General features: G+C 70.8%; 21 protein-coding genes and 2 pseudogenes. 12 read left to right on the top strand and 11 right to left on the bottom strand.

Annotation, left to right across the window (positions count from 1 at the left end):
* Positions 1–105 precede the first annotated feature (105 nt).
* From KV557_RS24450 to KV557_RS24430, 5 genes are all read right to left on the bottom strand, one after another.
* Positions 106–402 (bottom strand): hypothetical protein, encoded by a 297-nt coding sequence (locus tag KV557_RS24450; RefSeq protein ID WP_256177884.1) that lies wholly within the window; start codon positions 400–402, stop codon positions 106–108.
* Complete coding sequence (locus KV557_RS24445) at positions 399–1,232, bottom strand: IS5 family transposase (protein WP_218203610.1); 834 nt, start codon at positions 1,230–1,232, stop codon at positions 399–401. The genes KV557_RS24450 and KV557_RS24445 overlap by 4 nt, the downstream gene beginning before the upstream one ends.
* Positions 1,233–1,313: 81 nt before the next feature.
* Entirely contained in the window at positions 1,314–2,216 is a 903-nt protein-coding gene (locus KV557_RS24440) for a hypothetical protein (protein WP_218203609.1), read from the bottom strand.
* 97 nt (positions 2,217–2,313) lie between these two features.
* Entirely contained in the window at positions 2,314–2,982 is a 669-nt protein-coding gene (locus KV557_RS24435; protein WP_218203608.1) for a hypothetical protein, read from the bottom strand.
* Positions 2,979–3,191: a hypothetical protein gene (locus KV557_RS24430; protein WP_218203607.1), complete on the bottom strand. Its 213-nt coding sequence runs from the start codon at positions 3,189–3,191 to the stop codon at positions 2,979–2,981. Before KV557_RS24430 ends, KV557_RS24435 begins: the two co-directional genes overlap by 4 nt.
* A gap of 195 nt (positions 3,192–3,386) precedes the next feature.
* Here KV557_RS24430 and KV557_RS24425 point away from each other — a divergent pair, with 195 nt between their 5' ends.
* From KV557_RS24425 to KV557_RS24395, 8 genes are all read left to right on the top strand, one after another.
* Positions 3,387–3,791 (top strand): transposase family protein, encoded by a 405-nt coding sequence (locus tag KV557_RS24425; protein ID WP_308130051.1) that lies wholly within the window; start codon positions 3,387–3,389, stop codon positions 3,789–3,791.
* A 348-nt stretch (positions 3,792–4,139) separates the two neighbouring features.
* Positions 4,140–4,892, top strand: a complete 753-nt coding sequence (locus KV557_RS24420; RefSeq protein WP_218203606.1) for a hypothetical protein — start codon at positions 4,140–4,142, stop codon at positions 4,890–4,892.
* A gap of 447 nt (positions 4,893–5,339) precedes the next feature.
* The gene (locus KV557_RS24415) at positions 5,340–5,657 is read left to right on the top strand and encodes a hypothetical protein (RefSeq protein WP_218203605.1); all 318 of its coding nucleotides are present in this window, start codon (positions 5,340–5,342) and stop codon (positions 5,655–5,657) included.
* Positions 5,654–7,249: a hypothetical protein gene (locus KV557_RS24410; RefSeq protein ID WP_218203604.1), complete on the top strand. Its 1,596-nt coding sequence runs from the start codon at positions 5,654–5,656 to the stop codon at positions 7,247–7,249. Before KV557_RS24415 ends, KV557_RS24410 begins: the two co-directional genes overlap by 4 nt.
* A complete protein-coding gene (locus KV557_RS24405; protein ID WP_218203603.1) occupies positions 7,246–7,635 on the top strand; it encodes a hypothetical protein in 390 nt (129 codons plus the stop codon). Before KV557_RS24410 ends, KV557_RS24405 begins: the two co-directional genes overlap by 4 nt.
* The gene (locus KV557_RS24400) at positions 7,635–8,117 is read left to right on the top strand and encodes a hypothetical protein (RefSeq protein WP_218203602.1); all 483 of its coding nucleotides are present in this window, start codon (positions 7,635–7,637) and stop codon (positions 8,115–8,117) included. Before KV557_RS24405 ends, KV557_RS24400 begins: the two co-directional genes overlap by 1 nt.
* Positions 8,118–8,215: 98 nt before the next feature.
* Entirely contained in the window at positions 8,216–8,368 is a 153-nt protein-coding gene (locus KV557_RS44920; RefSeq protein WP_374106669.1) for a hypothetical protein, read from the top strand.
* Positions 8,369–9,009: 641 nt separating this feature from the next.
* A complete protein-coding gene (locus tag KV557_RS24395) occupies positions 9,010–9,840 on the top strand; it encodes a hypothetical protein (protein WP_218203601.1) in 831 nt (276 codons plus the stop codon).
* Between the two features lie 73 nt (positions 9,841–9,913).
* On the opposite strand, the gene KV557_RS24390 is transcribed toward KV557_RS24395, so the two are convergent.
* Positions 9,914–10,405 (bottom strand): hypothetical protein, encoded by a 492-nt coding sequence (locus KV557_RS24390; RefSeq protein ID WP_218203600.1) that lies wholly within the window; start codon positions 10,403–10,405, stop codon positions 9,914–9,916.
* A 304-nt stretch (positions 10,406–10,709) separates the two neighbouring features.
* Between KV557_RS24390 and KV557_RS24385 the strand changes: the two genes are divergently transcribed.
* Positions 10,710–10,997 (top strand): hypothetical protein, encoded by a 288-nt coding sequence (locus KV557_RS24385; protein WP_218203599.1) that lies wholly within the window; start codon positions 10,710–10,712, stop codon positions 10,995–10,997.
* 89 nt (positions 10,998–11,086) lie between these two features.
* Here KV557_RS24385 and KV557_RS42955 read toward each other — a convergent pair whose 3' ends face one another.
* Positions 11,087–12,226: an MFS transporter gene (locus KV557_RS42955; protein WP_256177898.1), complete on the bottom strand. Its 1,140-nt coding sequence runs from the start codon at positions 12,224–12,226 to the stop codon at positions 11,087–11,089.
* Between KV557_RS42955 and KV557_RS24380 the strand changes: the two are divergent.
* Positions 12,113–12,763, top strand: a pseudogene (locus KV557_RS24380) (aminotransferase class V-fold PLP-dependent enzyme); the annotation flags it as partial. The gene KV557_RS42955 and the pseudogene KV557_RS24380 sit on opposite strands and share 114 nt — an antisense overlap.
* Positions 12,764–12,801: 38 nt before the next feature.
* Here KV557_RS24380 and KV557_RS24375 read toward each other — a convergent pair.
* The 4 genes and pseudogenes from KV557_RS24375 to KV557_RS24360 all read right to left on the bottom strand — a co-directional run bounded on the left by KV557_RS24375 (position 12,802) and on the right by KV557_RS24360 (position 15,944).
* A complete protein-coding gene (locus KV557_RS24375) occupies positions 12,802–13,488 on the bottom strand; it encodes an ankyrin repeat domain-containing protein (RefSeq protein WP_218203598.1) in 687 nt (228 codons plus the stop codon).
* A 41-nt stretch (positions 13,489–13,529) separates the two neighbouring features.
* A complete protein-coding gene (locus KV557_RS24370; RefSeq protein WP_218203597.1) occupies positions 13,530–13,925 on the bottom strand; it encodes a hypothetical protein in 396 nt (131 codons plus the stop codon).
* 127 nt (positions 13,926–14,052) lie between these two features.
* Positions 14,053–14,553: pseudogene (locus KV557_RS24365) on the bottom strand (hypothetical protein); the annotation flags it as partial.
* 134 nt (positions 14,554–14,687) lie between these two features.
* Complete coding sequence (locus tag KV557_RS24360) at positions 14,688–15,944, bottom strand: MFS transporter (RefSeq protein WP_218203596.1); 1,257 nt, start codon at positions 15,942–15,944, stop codon at positions 14,688–14,690.
* Between the two features lie 246 nt (positions 15,945–16,190).
* On the opposite strand from KV557_RS24360, the gene KV557_RS24355 reads away from it, so the two are divergent.
* Together KV557_RS24355 and KV557_RS24350 are read left to right on the top strand one after the other, a co-directional pair.
* Entirely contained in the window at positions 16,191–16,472 is a 282-nt protein-coding gene (locus KV557_RS24355) for a hypothetical protein (protein WP_218203595.1), read from the top strand.
* A gap of 248 nt (positions 16,473–16,720) precedes the next feature.
* Complete coding sequence (locus tag KV557_RS24350) at positions 16,721–17,407, top strand: RDD family protein (RefSeq protein WP_218203594.1); 687 nt, start codon at positions 16,721–16,723, stop codon at positions 17,405–17,407.
* Positions 17,408–17,459: the final 52 nt, after the last annotated feature.

Raw genomic sequence — 17,459 nt, 5'->3', positions numbered from 1 at the left:
TCGGCCGCCGCCCCAGACCACCCGAGATCCCGAAGACAGCGTGGATCAACGACCCCGCCAAGCGCAGGGAACCCGCACCACAAACCTCATAACGTCACGACCGTCTCACTGGACTTGAAATCTTCCGAGCGGACCGTCAGCCCCGGAGAACACCGCAATGATCTCCTGGTAGGCCGCCTTGTCCGGCAGTTCCGATCCGGCCGCCGACAGCGTGGGCGGGGCCGGCTCCGGCAGCGTCTTGCGGGTGATCCGCACCTCCTCGGCAGCCCTGCCGAGCTCGTCCAGCATCGCGGTGAGCTGCGTGATCTGCTCGCGGGTCTGCTCTGCCTGTGCGGCGATCTCCCGCTCGCGCTCTTCCAGTCGCACCAGCACCGCGCCGAGGGTGAGTTCCCCGCTGGTCATGCGCCGCGCCAGGATGGGGTCGCGCTGCCCGTCAGCCGACGGGTCATCACGTCGCTTATCGCCCAGTACACCCGGGACTCGGCCGAAGAGGGCCGGTGCTCGTAGTCGCGTACCAGCCGCCGGTGCAGCATCAAGATCCCGTTCGTCTGCTCCACCCGCCACCGGATCGGCTGCGGGACGAAACCGGTCTCGGCCGGGTTGCGTTCGACGATCTCGACCTCGATGCCGACCTGCTTGCCGTGGTCAACGACGGTCTTCTTGAACCCCTGGTCCACCATCGCCTTCGTCACCGTGCCGGCAGTACTGGCGGCGACCTTGTCGAGCAGGGCGGTGCCGAAGGCGTTGTCGTGGACGGAGGCGGCCAGCACCACCACGGCGATCACCAGGCCCAGCACGTCCACGGCGAGTCCCCGCTTGCGTCCCGGCACCTTCTTCGCCGCGTCGCGTCCCGTCGTCCCGGCGGGCACCCCGGCCGCGGCGTGCAGGCTCTGGGTGTCGATCACCACCAGGCTGGGGTCGGCTAATCGGCCCCTCCTCTCGCGGACCTGCCAGCGCAGCAGGTCGTGAATGACCTGATCGGTGCCGTCATCACGCCACGTGTAGAAGTAGTACTTCACCGCGCCAGCAGGCGGCAGGTCGTGCGGGAGGTAGTCCCACTGGCAGCCGGTCCGGGACTGGTAGAGCAGCGCGTTGACGATCTCCCGCATCTCGTAACGGCCCTCGTGTCCGCTGACGGAGGGGTGCTGGGCCTTCCACGAGGTGATCACCGGCTCGACCAGCGCCCAACGCTCGTCGGACAAGTCGCTCTTGTAGGGCTTGCGGTCACTCACGCACCCACCTCAGCACGGCGCCGACCTGGCGACCTGCCGTAGACGACAAGGCCACACGTTCAGGCGACGACAGAACGGACATCACCTCTCATTCCGCCCTCTCAGGCCCGCAGGCCGCAGGGGTGCCAACCACCGTTCTGCGCGGCCCTGCTTGTCGGAGTCTCCAGAGCGGCGAGCATGCGCCAGCAGCCGGGCACGCAGCGGCTCGGGCAGGCCGGCGACATCCCGCTTCTGGCGCGGGCGGGTCTTCCAGCCCACCAAATGCCGCACGGCCCCGGCGTCGTGTCGCTCCTCGGCCCGCGGGTCAGCCAGCCCGGCGAGCAGGTCGGCGATCGGCACCCTGCCGAGCAGTTCGCCAGGCACACCCTCGTGGACGGGGTAACCGGAGCAGCGCCCGCTGCCGGAGCCGTACCAGTCGAGCAGGGCCAGCACCCGCTCCACCGGGTCGGGGAACGTCGCCTGCAGTCGGTTCGTGAGTTCCGCAAGCAGTTCGGGGGAGGGCCTGCCACCGGTGCGGGAGAGGTCGAGGATCCGGTCGGCGGTCCCCTCCAATCCGGCGGGCATAGCGGCCAGCCAGCTGCGCTCCTCTTCGGATCGTTCCTCCGCTCGCTGTCGGTCGGCTTCGAACTGCTGCATGGGGCCGGGCATGCCGTGCCCGTCCAGCCACGCCAGGAGCAGGCCGCCGTCGGCGAGGACGGCGTCGCTCTCCCACTGCCCCCACCTCAGCGTCGCCCCGTGGTGCAGGACGACGACTGCGAGCCGCTCACCGTCCCAGTCGAACAACTCGAAGCGGACGTCCCCGCCGCACATGCAGTGGAACCCGGGCAGCGATTCCACCGCCATAGCTCTCCTGAGCTGGGCCGACTCCGCCGGATCAGAGAGGTCCACCCGGATCTCTCCGTCCGCCTCGAACCCGCTCACCGAGCTCACCTGGGCCATGTGCGCCTGCTGAAGCACGCTGTCCAGCGCTGTCGTCTCGTCCATCAACCGGTCCCTCCCCGCCCGGGCCACAGGTGCGCAGCCCGCCAGATTCCACCGCAGCTCCGGATGCCTCGCAACCCGGTTCCCCCGGACCCGCACTTCAGCTCGCACGCCGACGGGCGGATCCTTCCGGGGTGAAGATGAAGCCGTCCGTGAACAGGGTGCCGCCGTCCCGGAAGGCCCAGAGGACAGGTTCGGCATGGACGGAAGCCGACGATTGGCTTGGACCCGGGGCGAAGCTGTTCCAGAGGTGGAAGCAGAGCAGGATGTCGTCACGTTGGTCGGTCGCGTAGGCCAGCGTCTTGGGGTAGTTGGGGTTGTTCCCCCCGAAGAGGACCGAGGGTGGGCCGAACGCCGTGACGACGTCGCTGAGGAGACGGTCCTTGCGGCACCAGGTCTCGCTGACGCGACGGATCTCGTCGTGCTCAGCCGAGGTGAGGGTCCGGTCGAGTCGCAGCCATCCCTGACGGTGTGCAATCTCGGCGTAGACCGAGGCCACGGCGCCCTCGTGTGCATCACCCCAGAGATCTTGGAAGGCCCCGCGCACGCCGGTGGAGGAGGATCCTCGGCGGGTTTGCAGGTCCTTCAGTTCCTGCTGCCATGCCTGCTCGGCGGCGTCCGCGAACGCTACCGCGTCGAGGTAGAGCCTGATCGCCACCTCGCCGCCATGCATTCCCAGGCGACGCAGGGCGCCGTTCAAGTGCGTTACCAGGTAATCGAGCACTTCTTCGGCTGTGCGCTCATCGTTGCGGCCGGTCGGGGCGGTCATCGTCTGCCTTCCTGTTGGTCCTCGGCGCGTGCCGCAAGGTACTCGGCCCAGTCGCGTCGGGCGTAGGCGACCCAGCGGATCGCGGTGTGGCGGTGCATGCCGGTCAGGTCGGCGAGGATGGGGCTGGGGAGGTCGGCGGCGAGCGCGGCGAGGGCGAAATTGCGGGCCGCGCGGACCGAGATCCCGTGGCGGTTGAGCTTCTGCGTCATGGCGTGGGTCGAGATGGGCTTCCCTGGGACCAGGCCCGGGAACAGCAGCCGGGGGCCCGGGGTGGCCTGGGCGAACAGAGCTCGTGAGCCGGGCAGGGGCTCTTCCGCCAGCTGGTGCAGCAGCCCTGACGTCGGCGCACCGGGACCGAGAACCGGAAGAACTACTCCGGCAAGCATAAATGCCACGGCCTGCTCGTGATCGCGCTCACCGACGACAAGGGCCGCTTGGTGTGGGTCTCCGCGGTCCGGCCCGGACGCACCTCGGAGATCACCGCCTGCCGCCACGACCGACTCGCCGCCCATCTGCGCACGGCCGGCCTCGGCGCGATCGCCGACCTGGGCTTCGTCGGCCTCGACGACAGCGGCCCGGACGCCGACCCGGCGGTGATCACCGGCTACAAGGCCGCCCGCAACCGGCCCCTGACCCGAGGGCAGAGGCTGTCTAACAAGGCGCTGGCCGCGGTCCGGGCGCCGGTCGAGCACGGCTTCGCTCACCTGAAGAACTGGCGCGTGCTCGGCAAGGTCCGCACCGACCCGAAGTGGGCGACCGCGCTGGTGCGGGCCCTGCTGGTCCTGACGAACCGCGAAGTCGCCCGCTGAACCGACGATCTCCGCCGAAGTCATACCCCCACGACCAGCCCGAGCATGCCGACATCGACGCACACCAGACCCGCGACCTGCAACTTCACGATGCACACCGCTCAGTGGTTCACCGCTCGGGCAGGTCGTCCGTCAGCCGTGACCGTCGATCAGGCGGCCGCGTCGAGCTGGCGCCCCAGCCCGAGCTGCGCACCACGCCGGTCCCCGGGGCTCGGTATTGAGCGGTGCGGGCACGGGAGTTCCCGGATTCCCGCGCGCGAGCTGGTCGCCGTTCGTACGATCGGCTCGGCCTGCTCCTGCTGGAGCCGATGCGGGCCGATGGGACCAGGGAGGGGATCGTTGGGGCCTGTGGGCTGGATTCTGGTGGTCGTGCTGGTGGTTGCCGGTGCGGTGGTCTGGTTGATGCTGCGCTACCCCGGGGGATGGCGGTATGCCTTCAGCGCGGAGTACGCCGAGCAGCGGCGCGACCTGGATGCCGCCCGCGGCAAGCTTCGCGTACTGCAGCGCGAGGCGGGCCGTGAGCGCGACATGGCCCGCTCCGACGTCGAAGCGGCCGAGCGTGCGCACCATGACCGGGTCAACCAGGCTCAGGCGCACCTGGCCTGGCTCCGGGCCCCCGGCCGGGGCGTACTGCGGTCCTCGCTCGGGGACAGCCTGCGGCTGTACGACCACGCACTGGAAGTGACGGTGGACGGCCGCACCGTTGAGTACCCGCTGCACGAGGTCTCGGTCCGCGACGAGTACTCGCGCAAGGCCGGCCACGTCTACGTGGCGCTCCCGACGGGCCGCCAGCAGATGGTGACCGTGTCCCTGGAGGAGACGCCCGAGGCCGAGGCCGAGGTGCGGAAGTTCGTCGTAGAGGTGTTCAACGCCGCCGCCGACGCCAAGGTGTCCAAGGCCGAGCGCCAGGCGCTCGTGCCGCAGGCCGAGGCTGAGCTGCGCAACGCGATCGCCGACACGGACGACCAGGAGCAGGCCCGGCGTCGACTCGCCGAAGTGGTGGCCCGTCAGAAGTCGGATGCGCGCATTCCAGGGGCACGCCGTGAGCTGGACGCGGCACGTGACCGGTGGCAGCAGCTCACCGGCCGCCGACCGGAGTAGCACGGGCCGCCAAGGCCGGACACATTGTTCGACGGAGTCGTGTTCGACGCGGATGTGCATCTCGATGGCGCGCGGGTGCGGAATGCAGGGGGTGCGCATGCGTGGCCTCCAGGGTGGCAGGTCAGACCCGATCCCGAGGGCAGTGCCGGGACTCTCGGCTGAACCACGTCATGACTGGCGTCGAAGAGACTCAACCGCTGAACGATCCGGAGGCCGGCGAGTGGACGTCATCGCAGTTTCGCCTCGCCGGCGGGTGGTGCTAATTCTCACCGGCATTCCAGGCACCCACGGCAGGCGAATGCTCTCCGAACTCGCCCACCGCCCGGCCGGCAAAGAGGAGAACACCGAGGTCCAGGCCGCGGCCACCCGCGGCGGCTACGTCTATGCTCATCGACCGTGCTCGTTCGATCACGGCGGGCATGGGGCATTACAGGGGGAGACCGGCAGATGGCCGACAAACCGGGCGGGTACACGGTCCAACTGGACGCGCTGGACGGCGTGGTGGGGGCACTCCACAACGTGGCCACCGACCTCGCGTCGGCCAACCTCGCCTACACCGCGCAGGTGTGCTACGTGTCCACCGCCTTCGGCGAGTTCGGGATGGACCAGGCGTGGGCTACGTTCGACGGCAACTGGTCGCAGGAACTGCACGTCACTCAGCGCGCCGTGGACGAGCTGGTGCAGAAGGTGTCGACCACCAGCGGTAACTACCGTGCCGCCGAGGCCAAGCTCGCCGCGTCGATGACCCCGGGGCGGGCCGGATGAGCAAGGTCAGGGATCTCCAGAAGGCCCAGCAGGCCATGACGTCCATCGACTCGATCTACGTCGGCTTCGCGCTGTTCGACGCGATCGGGAAGGCTCTGGCCGTGGGCGGGCCGGTGGGCAGTCCGGGCACGATACGGGAGCGGGCCAAGGCGTACGCGGACACCGCCAAGGCTTACGGGAAGGCGTCCGCCGATCTCGGGACGGTCGCCGCCAACCAGCTGCCGAGCGTCTGGACCGGTTCGGTCGCCGAGCACGCCGCCCAGGCCGTGCAAGCGCTGGCGAACGAACTGACCGTTTCCCAGAAGGCCCTGCAGCAGGCCGCCGGCCTGCTGGGCGCGTGGGCGGATGACCTGGAGTGGGCCCAGAACACGGACGCGCAGGGCGTGGTTTCCCTGCAGAACGCGCAGAAGTCGATCGCCGGCGACCTCTTCGACACCGGGCGGGCTGTCGCCGCCTTCGAGCCCGCCCAGACCGGCGTGGCGGCGCGTCTCGCGGCCGCGCAGAGGGCGGAGAGCAGTGGTACCCATACCGCGAGCATGGTTGACCAGCTCGCCGCCCAGGCCCGTGCCGAGCGCGCGGGGCAAGGTCCGCTGGATCCGCTCGCCGCGCTGGTCCTGGCGAACGAGAAGGGCCCGGGGGCCGACGCCGACGGCGGCTACATCCTCACCGACAACCAACTCGCGCGCGCCACGCAGTTCCTGGACGTGATGAACGGCGCCGATCAGGGTGCCTTCCGGAACCTCCTGTCCGGCGCCAAGTCGCCCGAGGAGGCCGCCTACCTCTGGAAGGCGCTGGCCGCCGGCCACTCAGTGGCCGAGGTCGAGCAGTTCGGCGCGCTGATCCACCCCCACGGCGACGACCCGACCTGGCTGTCCCAGCACCTGGTCCCGGCCCTCAGCACGGACAGCGCCCGTCAGGAGTCCACCACGGAGAACGTGAGCCTCGTCTACCAGGGCAAGGAAATCCCCAGTACGGCAAGAAACATCGGCGTCAGCAGCGCGGGCTACGGTCAGGGCAACGTCGGCGACTGCGTCGCCGCCTCCACGGTGGTCGCCCACCTCAAGCTGGACCCGGTGACGATGCTTCGGCTCACCACCGGCAACATGCCCGACACCCCGGGAGCCGACTCGCCGACCAACTTCAGCCAGCGGCTTCAGGATCTCTACATCCAGCAGTACCAGCAGGGCCAGCAGGCCAACGGCGACAAGAAGACCTACCCGCAGGTGGACCAAGGGGTCGGCCCGAAGGGCAACACCTTTCTCGCCGACCAGGACCTCGGAAAGGCCACCGGCGACACGTACGAGTACGTCACCCTCAACACCGAGGACGACCGGCGTGCGGCCGTCGCCCGGATCGAGAAGGCCCTGGACGAGGGCAAGCCGGTGCCGTTCTGCGCCCATGGCGAGGGGGGTAAGGACAACCACCAGATGGTGATCATGGCCCGTGACGGCGATCGGCTGCAGGTCTACAACCCCTGGGGCCGCTCGGAGTGGGTGACAGAGGACCAGTTCATCCACAGTCACGTGAACGATGGACACCTCACCGACAACGTGGATGTCAACATGCCCTATGGCGCGGAGCTGCCGAAATGACGACCATCCGTCCGGATGCCGAGCTGATGACCGGCTACGACGTCGAGGCCGCGATCACCCGCGGGCTGCTGATCGACGGCAGCCCGCGCCGCGTGCTCTTCACCGAGGCCGCGATCGCCGCCTCCTACCAGGCCGAGGCCCTGCTCATCGGCCCCTACCCGCTGGGCTTCCTGGCCCGGTACGTACGCGCCGGAGGCTTCACCGCCGCGCTCGACCTGCCGGAGCCGGTGACCGGTCGGGAGGCGGGCGAGCTGGTCCACGGCTGGCTGCGCGCGGCCGCGGCCGCCGGGGCGGACGTCCAGCGCGAGGTCCTGTTCGCCCGCTGGCTGGCCTCGGTCGCGTTGCTCATCACACTGCGTCGCCGAGTCCGGGAGGGCGGGATCTGATGCGCCGTATCATCGCCGGCGTGGCGGCGCTCCTGACCGCCACGCCTCTGCTCACCGCCTGCACCAGCGGTTCGTCCACCGACCCGGCCACCACCCGGCCGAAGACGGAGATCACCCTCCCCACCGACGCGGAGGCCTGGAACGCCACCTCCTCGTACCCGCCGAGCACGGTGACCCTGGCCGTCGGGCAGCGGCTCGGCGCCAGAGGGACTGTGAGCGCCCGGCAATGGGCCTGGGACCTCACTTCGGCGGGCGACGGCGCCGTGCTGCGGCGCGGTCCGGATGTCGATATCGACCCCTGCCCGGAGGACATGGCCGGCTGTGCCTCGGGGGTCGACCAGACCTTCATCGCCATCGCCCCCGGCACCACCACGCTGACCTGGGAGTTCCGCAACCGAGGCACCTGCGATCCCGGAGCAGGAGCGCATCCGGCCTTCGGGTGCGGCAACGTCTCCAAGAGCATCCAGGTCACCGTCCGCTGATCCGCGCTGGTCAAGGGCTGCGCCATGGTCCGCAAGGCACGGTGGCACCACATCTTTGGTCGACCTCGGGTGGGGGCTGATGGCACGCCAGACTCTGGCTGCGGGTCGCCACCACCGGGGCGGTCACCTTCGGCCAGCCCCGCGGTTCGGCATTCGCCCGGCCAGGCCGCTCGTGGGTCGTCGCGACCCAAGTCGTCGAACAATCACTCGACTGGGACTTCGGCCTCGTCATCCTCCGACCGCCCCGATGAGCCTTCTTCTCCAGCGCGCCGGGCGCTGCCACCGCCACGATCACGTGAGGCCGGCCTGAGCACGGGTCCCACGTATGGTCGCCTGTCCCCCGCCGGGCGGCATGCCGCCTCCCCACTGGGGCGATGTCTACGACACCTCTCTGCTCTGCCGCACCTGCACCGCGCTCGGCAGCCTCCGCGGTCCGATTGCCATCCCGGGGAGCGGTGCCCGGGTTGATCGCGGACGTGTACGACGCGGCGTGGGACCCGGGCCAGATGCGTGCCGACGACGCAGCGCGCCTGGCCACGAACAGGACATCCTTCTCGCCCGCATCGACCACGAAGGACACATCCACCACGGCCCCTTCGACACGCCCTGACCGCACTCCCCCGGCTACTCGACTTCGTCGTCCTCTGCCGCCGGCTCACCTGCGGTGCGCCGAACGTGGATGGGCAGCGGGAAACCGAGAGCACCGCCGCTCGCGAATTACGCATCGCCCGACAGCTAGCACTCCCCACCAGGTGGCCCGCCCCGCAAGCTGCCGACGTCCTGTGCGAGATGTGACAGGGGTGTCGGATGGGGCTGTAGCGCCCCGTGGCAAGATGACGACTTCACGTAAGCGAAACACCGTACTCGACCGATGAACCCCCGGGGGGTCCTCTTGTCCATCGTCCGAACCGTCGTCAGAACTCCGCTCGCGGCCGGCGCAGCCGTGGTGGCCGCCGTCCTCCTGACCGGGTGTTCCTCGGGTTCGGGGCCTGTCTATGGTGCGCCGGGAGGTGTCGCCGCATCAGCCGCCGCCACGGCGGGCAGTTCCGCCTCGCCGAGTGCCGGCCTGGCGGTCACGCCGACGCTCGGGGCGTCCGGCGCACCCGCGTTCGACACCCCGGTGTTCGGCTCTCCCAGCCGCACGCCGAGCGGCCCTCCGATCCCCACCGGCGCGTTCCTGCGCGGCCTCCTGCCGGCCGCCGCCACCGTGCCCGCCGGCTGGACGATCGACGGCGACGGCGGCGAGTCCGACACCGGCACCTCCGTCCTGGAGGAGCCGAGCGATCCGCTGCTGCCGAAAGCAACGTGCACCGAGATGCGTCTTGCCGGAACCATCCTCTCGCAGGACCTCCAGGCCTCGGGCGCGGGGAACGAGGTCTACGACGGCAAGAACAAGGTGGACATCCGCCTGGCGGCCTACCATGCGGGCGACGCGGCCAAGGTACTCAACGAGATCCGGGCGTACGGCGAGCGCTGCAAGTCCTTCACGGGACGGTCGTGGGGCGGCGATCCGGTGCCGGAGACGGTGACCGTGCAGCCGGTGCCGGGACTCGGCGACGAGGCCATCGACATGAAGATGGTGCCGCAGGGTCCCTACGACACCGACGAGATCATCGTGATCCGGCTCGGCGACCGGCTGCTGAGCCTCTGGGGCAACAACATCGTGGAGCGGCTGCCGAACTTCATGCAGCTTGCGGTGCCGCTCTCCAAGTCCGCCAGGTAGCACACCCCGCACAGGAGCCGGACGGGCGGAGTGGCTGGACGCGCCGCCCGCCGGGCGCGCGTGCGAGCCGTGGTCAGCCGGTCGCTGTGGTGGTGGCGAGTCGGTGGATCTGGGCGGTGACCAGGTCGGTGCGCAGGGCGGGTGCGTGTGCGGTGTCGTCAGCGGTGAGGAACAGGATGCGGTTGTCGCCGGCGGCGGCGTAGAGGTAGACCCTGGTGAAGCCTCCCTGCGAGGTCACCGCGCCGGTGGGCGCGACGATGCGGAAGCCGACGGCTGGCGTCTCCAGTGCGTCGGAGGGCACCGGTTCGACCCGCAGGTCCGCCCCGCTGCCGCTGCCGTTGTCCAGGCGGAAGCTGGTACAGCCGCCCCCGTACACGGCGTCCTTCAGCGCGTCGAAGCGCTCCCGTGACCGGCCGTCGGGCAGGCCGGCCACGTCCACCAGCGTGCGGTTGCCGAGGACGTTGTTCCCGGTGACGTACCAGCGCCGCACGGAGGCGGCGGGTTGCTCGGACAGGGCCATGAGGACCGGCGCGCACGCCGGATACCGCCGCGCTGCGTCGGCCATCGCGTCCGTCCCTGTGGAGGGCGCACCGTCGGCGGGCTCGGTGGTGCCGCCTGGCGGCAGGTCGGCGTCGGGCAGATGGGGAGAGCGCTCTGACGCACCTCGAAGTGGAATGTAAGACTACGGTAATCCCTCTACAGCCAGATCGATAGGGCGTGGAAACAGAGGCCAACGGTCCTCGTTATCGCTGGGCTCCGGCTGTGCGGTGAGGCCGACCGCGTCGACGCAGCCGACGTTCCGGCCCGTGTTGACACCTGCACCGCAGGCACCTCGATCAAGGCCCACCTTGCGAGGATCGTCCGACGGCATGGCTTCGCTCCGCTCTTCGACGCCCAGTGGATCGCTCACCGCAGCAGCACCTGGCGTGCCGGTCGGCCTGGACGGCATATCAGAACTGCGGGCCGAGCTAAGCGGATTGGGACCCACCTGCGACGACGCGTGCAGGGCCTCCTTCCTGGATGTCGACCCGTCCGCGTTGGTTCTCGCGACGCTCGATTCCCCAGCAGGCGTTCTGCTGAGCCTCAGTGCGGGAGTGGTCGGCGTGTTCAACGTCTTCTCGGGCCTCGCCCCCGAGCCTGGCCGCCGCCTGGCGTGACTGCCTGGCGCTGGCCGCCGCGTACTGCCCGGGCTGACGGTCGTCGGCTACGGCCAGGCTTCGGACCTCGCCGCCGTCGAACGCGGGCTTCACGCGGCTGGGCCCGCTGTGGGTCTGGCGCGCCGCCAGATTAGGACCCAGGCGGCGGTGAGCAGCGAGCTGGCGCCTGCCAGGGCCATCGCGCCGCCCGTGCCGCTCGCCGCTGCGATCGCGCCGAAGCAGACGGGGCCGACGCCCTGCAATGTCATGTGGCCTGAGCCGAGCAGGCCGAAGGCCTGGCCTTGGCCGTGCTCGGGGAGGGCCGCCAGGAACTCCCGTTGCAGGCCCAGGCCATAGGCGAAGCCGCAGCCGGTGCAGAGCAGCAGTGCTGCCGCGAGCAGGCGGCCCGGCTCCGTGGCGAAGCCGATCAGTGGCGCGCCCATCAGCGCGATCAGCGGCACCACCAAGCGCTCCCGCGTCGACGGCCGGAGCAGGCGGCCGACCAGCAGGTCGCCCAGGAGCATGCCGATCGGCAGGCAGGCCAGCAGTATGGCGTAGGAGCCGGCGGGGAAGCCGCGTGCGCCCGCGTAAGCGACGATCAGTCCCTCTGCGCCCGCGACGAAGGCGCTCGGCAGCCACTGGGCAAGCAGCAGCCGGCGTACCGCGCGGTCGCGCAGCAGGGTGCCGCCGCCGCGCAGACTGTTCCGCACGGCGCCGCCACCCGTGTTGACGCTCGCGTCGCCCCGTTCCTCCCGCTCCGCAGGGACATGTGGCATCCGCATCCGGACGGCTGCCGCGCACAGTAGGTTCAGCGCCGCGCCGATCGCTAGGGCCTGCCGCGGGCCCAGGGGCTCGACGACCGCGCCGCCGAGCGCCAGGCCGAACAGCTGCGCGCCGCTGGAGGCCATGTTGTTGAGGGAGCGTCCGAGCACGTACGCGTCACCACTCAGCCAGCGGGCCACCAGCCGGGCCGAGGCGCCGCTGAACACCGGTGTGGCGAGTGCGACGAGGGCGACCAACGCCAGGCCAGCCGCCGTCGGCAGCCGGACCAGGGCGAGCAGCGCCGCCGCCGCACCCTCCACCAGGTAGCCGCCGACGATCATCGCCCGGGGCGGCAGGCGGTCGGCCAGCAGGCCACCCAGGTCTACGAGGAGGGCCGCGAGGAGGCCGCCAAGCTGCTCGGCACGCAGGACACCGGCGAGATCGTCTTCGTCCGGGGCACCACCGAGGCCGTCAACCTGGTGGCGCAGTCCTGGGGCCGCGCCAACCTGGGCCTGGGTGACGAGATCCTGGTGTCGGCCGCCGAGCACCACTCCAACCTGGTGCCCTGGCAGCTGATCGCCAAGGAGCACCGCGCGCGGATCAGGCCGATCCCGCTGCTCCCCGACGGGCAGCTGGACCAGGACGCCTACCGGGACCTGCTCGGCTCACGGACAAAGCTCGTCGCGCTCACCCACACCTCGAACGTGCTCGGGACGGTCCCGCCGGTGGCCGAGATGACCGCGCTGGCGCACCGGAACGCGCGAACCGGCGCGTCCTCCCCCACGCGGATCGAGGACGCACGCGCTCTCGACGACGCACGCCCGATCGAGGAGGCACGCCCACAGACTGTCCGGCCCCACCCGGTCCGCAGCAATTCCAGGCGCAGGGCGATCTGGCCCGGCTGGTTCGCCGCCGCCGTACTGGTCACCGCCGTCGGGTGGACGGTGAACTACCGCTACGGCAGCGCCTACCTGTCGGCGGACTTCCAGGGCAACGTGAAGAGGACCCAGGCCCGCTCCCAGTAGGCCGGTCCGGCCACGTCCGGAGAAGGTCGGGTCGTTCCCTACCCCCAGCCCTCCTCCACCAGGGCGCAGCCGTCCGGGGTGATGCGGTGGGTCTGGCCGGAGCCGCCGACCACCCGGCAGTGGCTCTTGATGGTGAGCCAGGGGGTGGTGGCCGCGTCCTCCAGGCGGACGGAGAAGCCGCCGTACATGCCGGGCACGGCGAACCAGAGGGCGGCGTCCGGTACTTCGGTCAGCACCGAGACCTGCATCGGCAGGAGCGCGGTCGTGACGGCGGCCTCCTCGGTGCGCACCCGGACCAGGGCGTGCAGGAAGTGCTCCATGGCCCGCAGCGCGCGCTCGGGCGCCGGGTGGACGGGCGCCGGCTCCAGCAGCGGTACGAGCGCCTCGCGGCCGTGCCGGACGGCCACGTCCACGGGCCGCTCCCCGTCCGCCGACCGCAGGGTGCGCCAGGCCCCGGCGGCGACCAGCTGCTCGACGACCTCGGCCGGAGCACCGTGCCAGGCCGCCTGGTGCAACGGCGCCCACCCGCTGCGCCCGCCGATCCGACGGCCGTTGGCCAGCCCCGGCGCCTCGGCCACGGCGGCGAGCACCCCCGCCCAGTCACCCCGGTGCGCGGCGTCGGCCAGCCGGTCCCGCTCCGCGAGGAACGTCTCCTTGTACGCCTCCCGGTCCGTTACACCGTCCCACTGCGCCACGCGTCCTCCCTCGATCTGCGGTCGGGTCATGGTAGCGATGGGGCTCGGCGTGGGAGGTCGCCGCCGCAGACCTACAGGTCGTACGGGTACAGCCGGACCGACGGGACGTGCAGCGCAACCACCTCCCCGGGCGACACCTCCCACCGGCGGGCCGGTGCCTCGACAAGGAGGATGTCGGAGCCGAGCCTGAGCTCGACGACCGTGTCGTCCCCCTCGCCGACGCCCCCGACGGTTGCCGTGATCGAGACCCCGGCCTGTCCGCTGATGTCTCCCACGATCGAACCGGCGGCCGGAGCACCCAGCACCGTCCAGTCCGCGATCTCCTCCGGAATCTCCAGCTCGACGTCGAACTCACCGGGAGCAGCGGGTGCCCGTCCGGCCCAGTGGCCCGAGGCCTGGCCGACGGCGCAGCGGAAGGCGACCCTCGCCGTCGTGGCGTCCAGGACCCGGGTGATCTCGACCCTCACTGGGGAGCACGAAGCCGGGGAGCGGGAAGGCGGAAGGCCTCCAGCTCCGTCCCGTACCAGCGGTCCGGGCGCCCCAGCGGGGTCATGCCCAGGCGGCGGAAGACGGCCACGGACGGCTCTGTGTCGGCGACTTGACGAACCACTCGTGCGCCGAGCGGTAGCCGCCCGGGGCCTTCCTGGCGCCCTTCTCGCCGACCGGCAGGGACAGCCGATGCCGGACAGTCCGGACACCGGATTCCAGGCCCTGAATGTGGGCGAACTGCGCCCGGCGGGAAAGGCCCCACTGCGCATGCGTCGCCCCGGTCACCGACCCGGCCCAGCGGGACGACGATTCGGCCGTCAGCTCCCGCTTGCGCGCCGCCCACGTATCGGTGGAATGCTCCAGGCCATCGCGGCACCGGGACGCGAGGTCGCGGGAGGCCAGCGAACCCATATGCTCGCCGACCAGCCGCAGGACCTTCTCATCCTCCGCCGTGAGGCCCTTCAGCCGGTCCCGTATGCACACACCGCTGACAGGATCGGCCACGAACGGCCGGGCGATCTGCCGCAGCGTCTTCTTCTCGGACACGGCAAACCACCTCCCCGACGACCGATCCGAATCAAGACACGAGCACCCTATACACACCATCAGAACGCCACAAAATCAGGCAAATAGCTGCATTTTCGGCACATCCGACAACGCCACTAAACAGACCTTATGAACACTCAGCGACACTCAACCGCCGGCAGTTCGCCACCCTCCGGAGGGCGTCGGCCGGCCGATCAGCTCGGCACGCGCTCCGCTGCGGCCCCGTCCGGCGAGGCCGCAGCGGCGACGCCCGCGGGACCGTCCGGCTTCCGGCGGCTCGTCAGCAGGAGGGCCAGCGCGACGAGGGCCAGGGCGGCGACGGCGACGCCGTAGACGACGGCGGTCCGCAGCAGGCCGGCGTGCGGGGCCGCGAAGCCGGCGGCCACCGCGGGCAGGCTGAAGGCGAGGTAGCTGACCACGTAGAAGGTCGAGAACAGTTCCGCGCGCTCGCCGGGAGCGGTCAACGGCACGACGGAGCTGAGCGACCCGAGGAAGGTTCCGCCGAACCCGAGCCCGGCCACCGCCGTCGCGGTGAAGAACAGCGCAACGCTGTGCGCGCCGAGGGCGGCCAGCGTGCCGAGCGCCCCGACGGCGAGCGCCGCGCAGCCGAGGGCGAGGATGAACCGGGGGGTGCGAGCGCGCAGCGCGATCGAGCTCACCGCCCCGACGGCGGTCATGGTGGAGATGACCAACCCGCCGACCAGGTGGTTGCTCACGTGCAGCAGCGCGGCCACCAGCGAGGGGGCGAGCGAGAGGTACAGGCCGCCCAGGGCCCAGACCGCGATCAGCGCCGGCAGCACCGCGACGAACGCCTTCCGCACCTCTCGCGGCACGCGGGCCCGGGGCAGCAGCGAGGCGAGCGCGCCGGGACGCCGCGCGACGGTCTCGGGTATCCGCACCAGGGCCGCCGCGGCCGCCACCATCGCGGCCAGCAGCAGCACGAAGACCAGCGTGCGCGGCGACGGCCCGTACTGCACCAGCAGGCCGGAGCCGAACGCGCCCACCGCCAGCCCCAGCGTGGACGCGGCACCGTTGATCAGTGCGCCGAATCCGGGGCTGCTCGCGGGCTGGAGGTCCACCAGGGCGGCGGCGAGCGCGCCGGTGGCCGCGCCGGTCGCCAGGCCCTGGACGGCTCGTGCGGTCAGCAGCCAGCCGACGCCCCGGGCCTCGGCGAACAGCGCCATCGACGCGGCTTCCAGCAGCAGCGCGCCGATCAGCACCGGTTTCCGGCCGAGGAAGTCGGAAAGGCTGCCCACCGTCATCAGGGCGAGCAGGAGGAACAACGCGTACACCGCGAAGACGGTGGTCAGCATGCCGGACGAGAAGTTCCAGCGGGCCTGGTAGACGACGTAGAGCGGGGACGGCGCGGCGGCCGCGAACATCAGCAGTAAGAGCGTGCCTGCGACCAGCCAGAAGGCTGGCGCACGGGACAGTCGGGCGGCGGTGGGCATCGGGACCTCGGATGTCTGAGGGAGAGTAAGTCGGCGTAGATGATGGGGCGTTAAGACGATGACCTTCGTATTTACAACCCCAGAGAGGCTAAGCCCGATCGCACCGGAACGCCAAGATCATTGCGTTAGGCTTGGTGCGTAGCCGCACCAACCACCGCCCGCGGGTCAACGGACCTCGGCCCCACCCAAGTGAAGCCGCCCGCCGCACACTTGACGCGGCGGGCCGAGGAGAGGAAAGGGCACCACATGACAGCGAACATCCGGATCGAGTCCCTGGGCGATCACGAGTACCTCGTCCGGTTCCCCGCGGGCGAGGACGAGGTCGAGTCGCGCTTCCTGGCGACCGAGGTCCTCCTCGACGAGCTGAACGTCCCGGGCGCCGACGAGGCACGGATCGTCCGGGAGACCGCGCTCTTCCTCGCCGAGCGGCAACCGGTGATCGACATCCCGCCGATGATCGACCTCGACGACGTCACGGCGCACTACGGCGACGAGTACCTGACGGAACTGCGCCTCCGCCTCGGGTAGTAGTTCGGCCCCGAGCACCCCGAGCAGGCCGCAGCCGCGTCAGGGCACCGGCGGTCCCGGGTCCGCCCGCAGGATGCGGGCGGACCCGTCCACCGTCGGCGACGTCCCGTTTGGAGACCGGCATTCGGCGGCCGTGAAGAATCGCAAACTCACTGTGTTCACGTAACAGTTGATTCCCATGTCTTCCTAAAGGATCGCCGGAGCCGCTAGACCCTAGAGGTACAAATCGCCGAGAGACGAGCGGGACGATGACCAACCCACCACCCGGCTACGGGAACCCGTCAGAGCAGAACCCCTACGGCCAGCAGCCCCCGCCGGCGCAGCAGCCGGGCTACGGCGTCCCCCAGGGCCCGTACGACCCGCAGTCCGGCCCCGGCACCCCACCGCCCGGCCCGGGCACGCCGCCTCCCGGCTACGGCTACCCGCCCCCGCCGCCCGGCGGTTACCCGCAGGGCGACGCCCAGCTCCCGCCGTGGCTCGGCGCGGCCAACCCGTACGGCCCGCCCACGCCCGGCACCCGCACGCTGGCCAACCCCGGCGACCGCTTCCTGGCGCGCCTGATCGACGCCGCCATCCTGCTGATCCCGCTGATCGTGGTCCAGTTCGTCATCGCGTCCGCGATCGGCGCGATCCTGGGCAGCGTCGTGTCCGCCGTGGTCGTCTTCGGCTACGAGGCGGTCATGATGCTCACCCAGGACCAGCAGTCGGTCGGCAAGAAGGTCATGAAGCTGCGGGTGGTCTCGGCCGAGCACGGCGGCCGTCCCACCGACAACGAGCTCTGGACCCGCTGCGCGGTCTACGGCCTGCCCCAGGCGGCCTACTGCATAGGCTCGTTGTTCTCGCTGGTGAACGTGCTGTCGCTGCTCTGGGACAAGCCGCTGCAGCAGTGCTTCCACGACAAGGCCGCCAAGACCGTGGTGGTCAAGGAGGCCTGAACGGCGGCGGGTTGACGCCCGCGACCCCTCCCCCGAAGCCCGGTTGCCCCGC

The sequence above is a fragment of the Kitasatospora aureofaciens genome, from assembly GCF_019192735.1.
GTDB lineage: Bacteria > Actinomycetota > Actinomycetes > Streptomycetales > Streptomycetaceae > Kitasatospora > Kitasatospora aureofaciens_A.
The sequence above is the reverse complement of the archived record's forward strand: the minus strand, read 5'-3'. Positions and strand labels throughout refer to the sequence as shown.

Excerpts from the sequence above, each read along its gene's own strand:
- KV557_RS24385 (WP_218203599.1), top strand. The coding sequence starts at position 10,710 with ATGGCTTCGCTCCGCTCTTCGACGCCCAGTGGATCGCTCACCGCAGCA.
- KV557_RS24450 (WP_256177884.1), bottom strand. The coding sequence starts at position 402 with ATGACCAGCGGGGAACTCACCCTCGGCGCGGTGCTGGTGCGACTGGAA.
- KV557_RS24400 (WP_218203602.1), top strand. The coding sequence starts at position 7,635 with ATGCGCCGTATCATCGCCGGCGTGGCGGCGCTCCTGACCGCCACGCCT.
- KV557_RS24415 (WP_218203605.1), top strand. The coding sequence starts at position 5,340 with ATGGCCGACAAACCGGGCGGGTACACGGTCCAACTGGACGCGCTGGAC.
- KV557_RS24350 (WP_218203594.1), top strand. The coding sequence starts at position 16,721 with ATGACCAACCCACCACCCGGCTACGGGAACCCGTCAGAGCAGAACCCC.
- KV557_RS24435 (WP_218203608.1), bottom strand. The coding sequence starts at position 2,982 with ATGACCGCCCCGACCGGCCGCAACGATGAGCGCACAGCCGAAGAAGTG.
- KV557_RS24405 (WP_218203603.1), top strand. The coding sequence starts at position 7,246 with ATGACGACCATCCGTCCGGATGCCGAGCTGATGACCGGCTACGACGTC.
- KV557_RS24360 (WP_218203596.1), bottom strand. The coding sequence starts at position 15,944 with ATGCCCACCGCCGCCCGACTGTCCCGTGCGCCAGCCTTCTGGCTGGTC.
- KV557_RS24430 (WP_218203607.1), bottom strand. The coding sequence starts at position 3,191 with ATGACGCAGAAGCTCAACCGCCACGGGATCTCGGTCCGCGCGGCCCGC.
- KV557_RS24355 (WP_218203595.1), top strand. The coding sequence starts at position 16,191 with ATGACAGCGAACATCCGGATCGAGTCCCTGGGCGATCACGAGTACCTC.
- KV557_RS24410 (WP_218203604.1), top strand. The coding sequence starts at position 5,654 with ATGAGCAAGGTCAGGGATCTCCAGAAGGCCCAGCAGGCCATGACGTCC.
- KV557_RS24440 (WP_218203609.1), bottom strand. The coding sequence starts at position 2,216 with ATGGACGAGACGACAGCGCTGGACAGCGTGCTTCAGCAGGCGCACATG.
- KV557_RS24390 (WP_218203600.1), bottom strand. The coding sequence starts at position 10,405 with ATGGCCGACGCAGCGCGGCGGTATCCGGCGTGCGCGCCGGTCCTCATG.
- KV557_RS24375 (WP_218203598.1), bottom strand. The coding sequence starts at position 13,488 with ATGACCCGACCGCAGATCGAGGGAGGACGCGTGGCGCAGTGGGACGGT.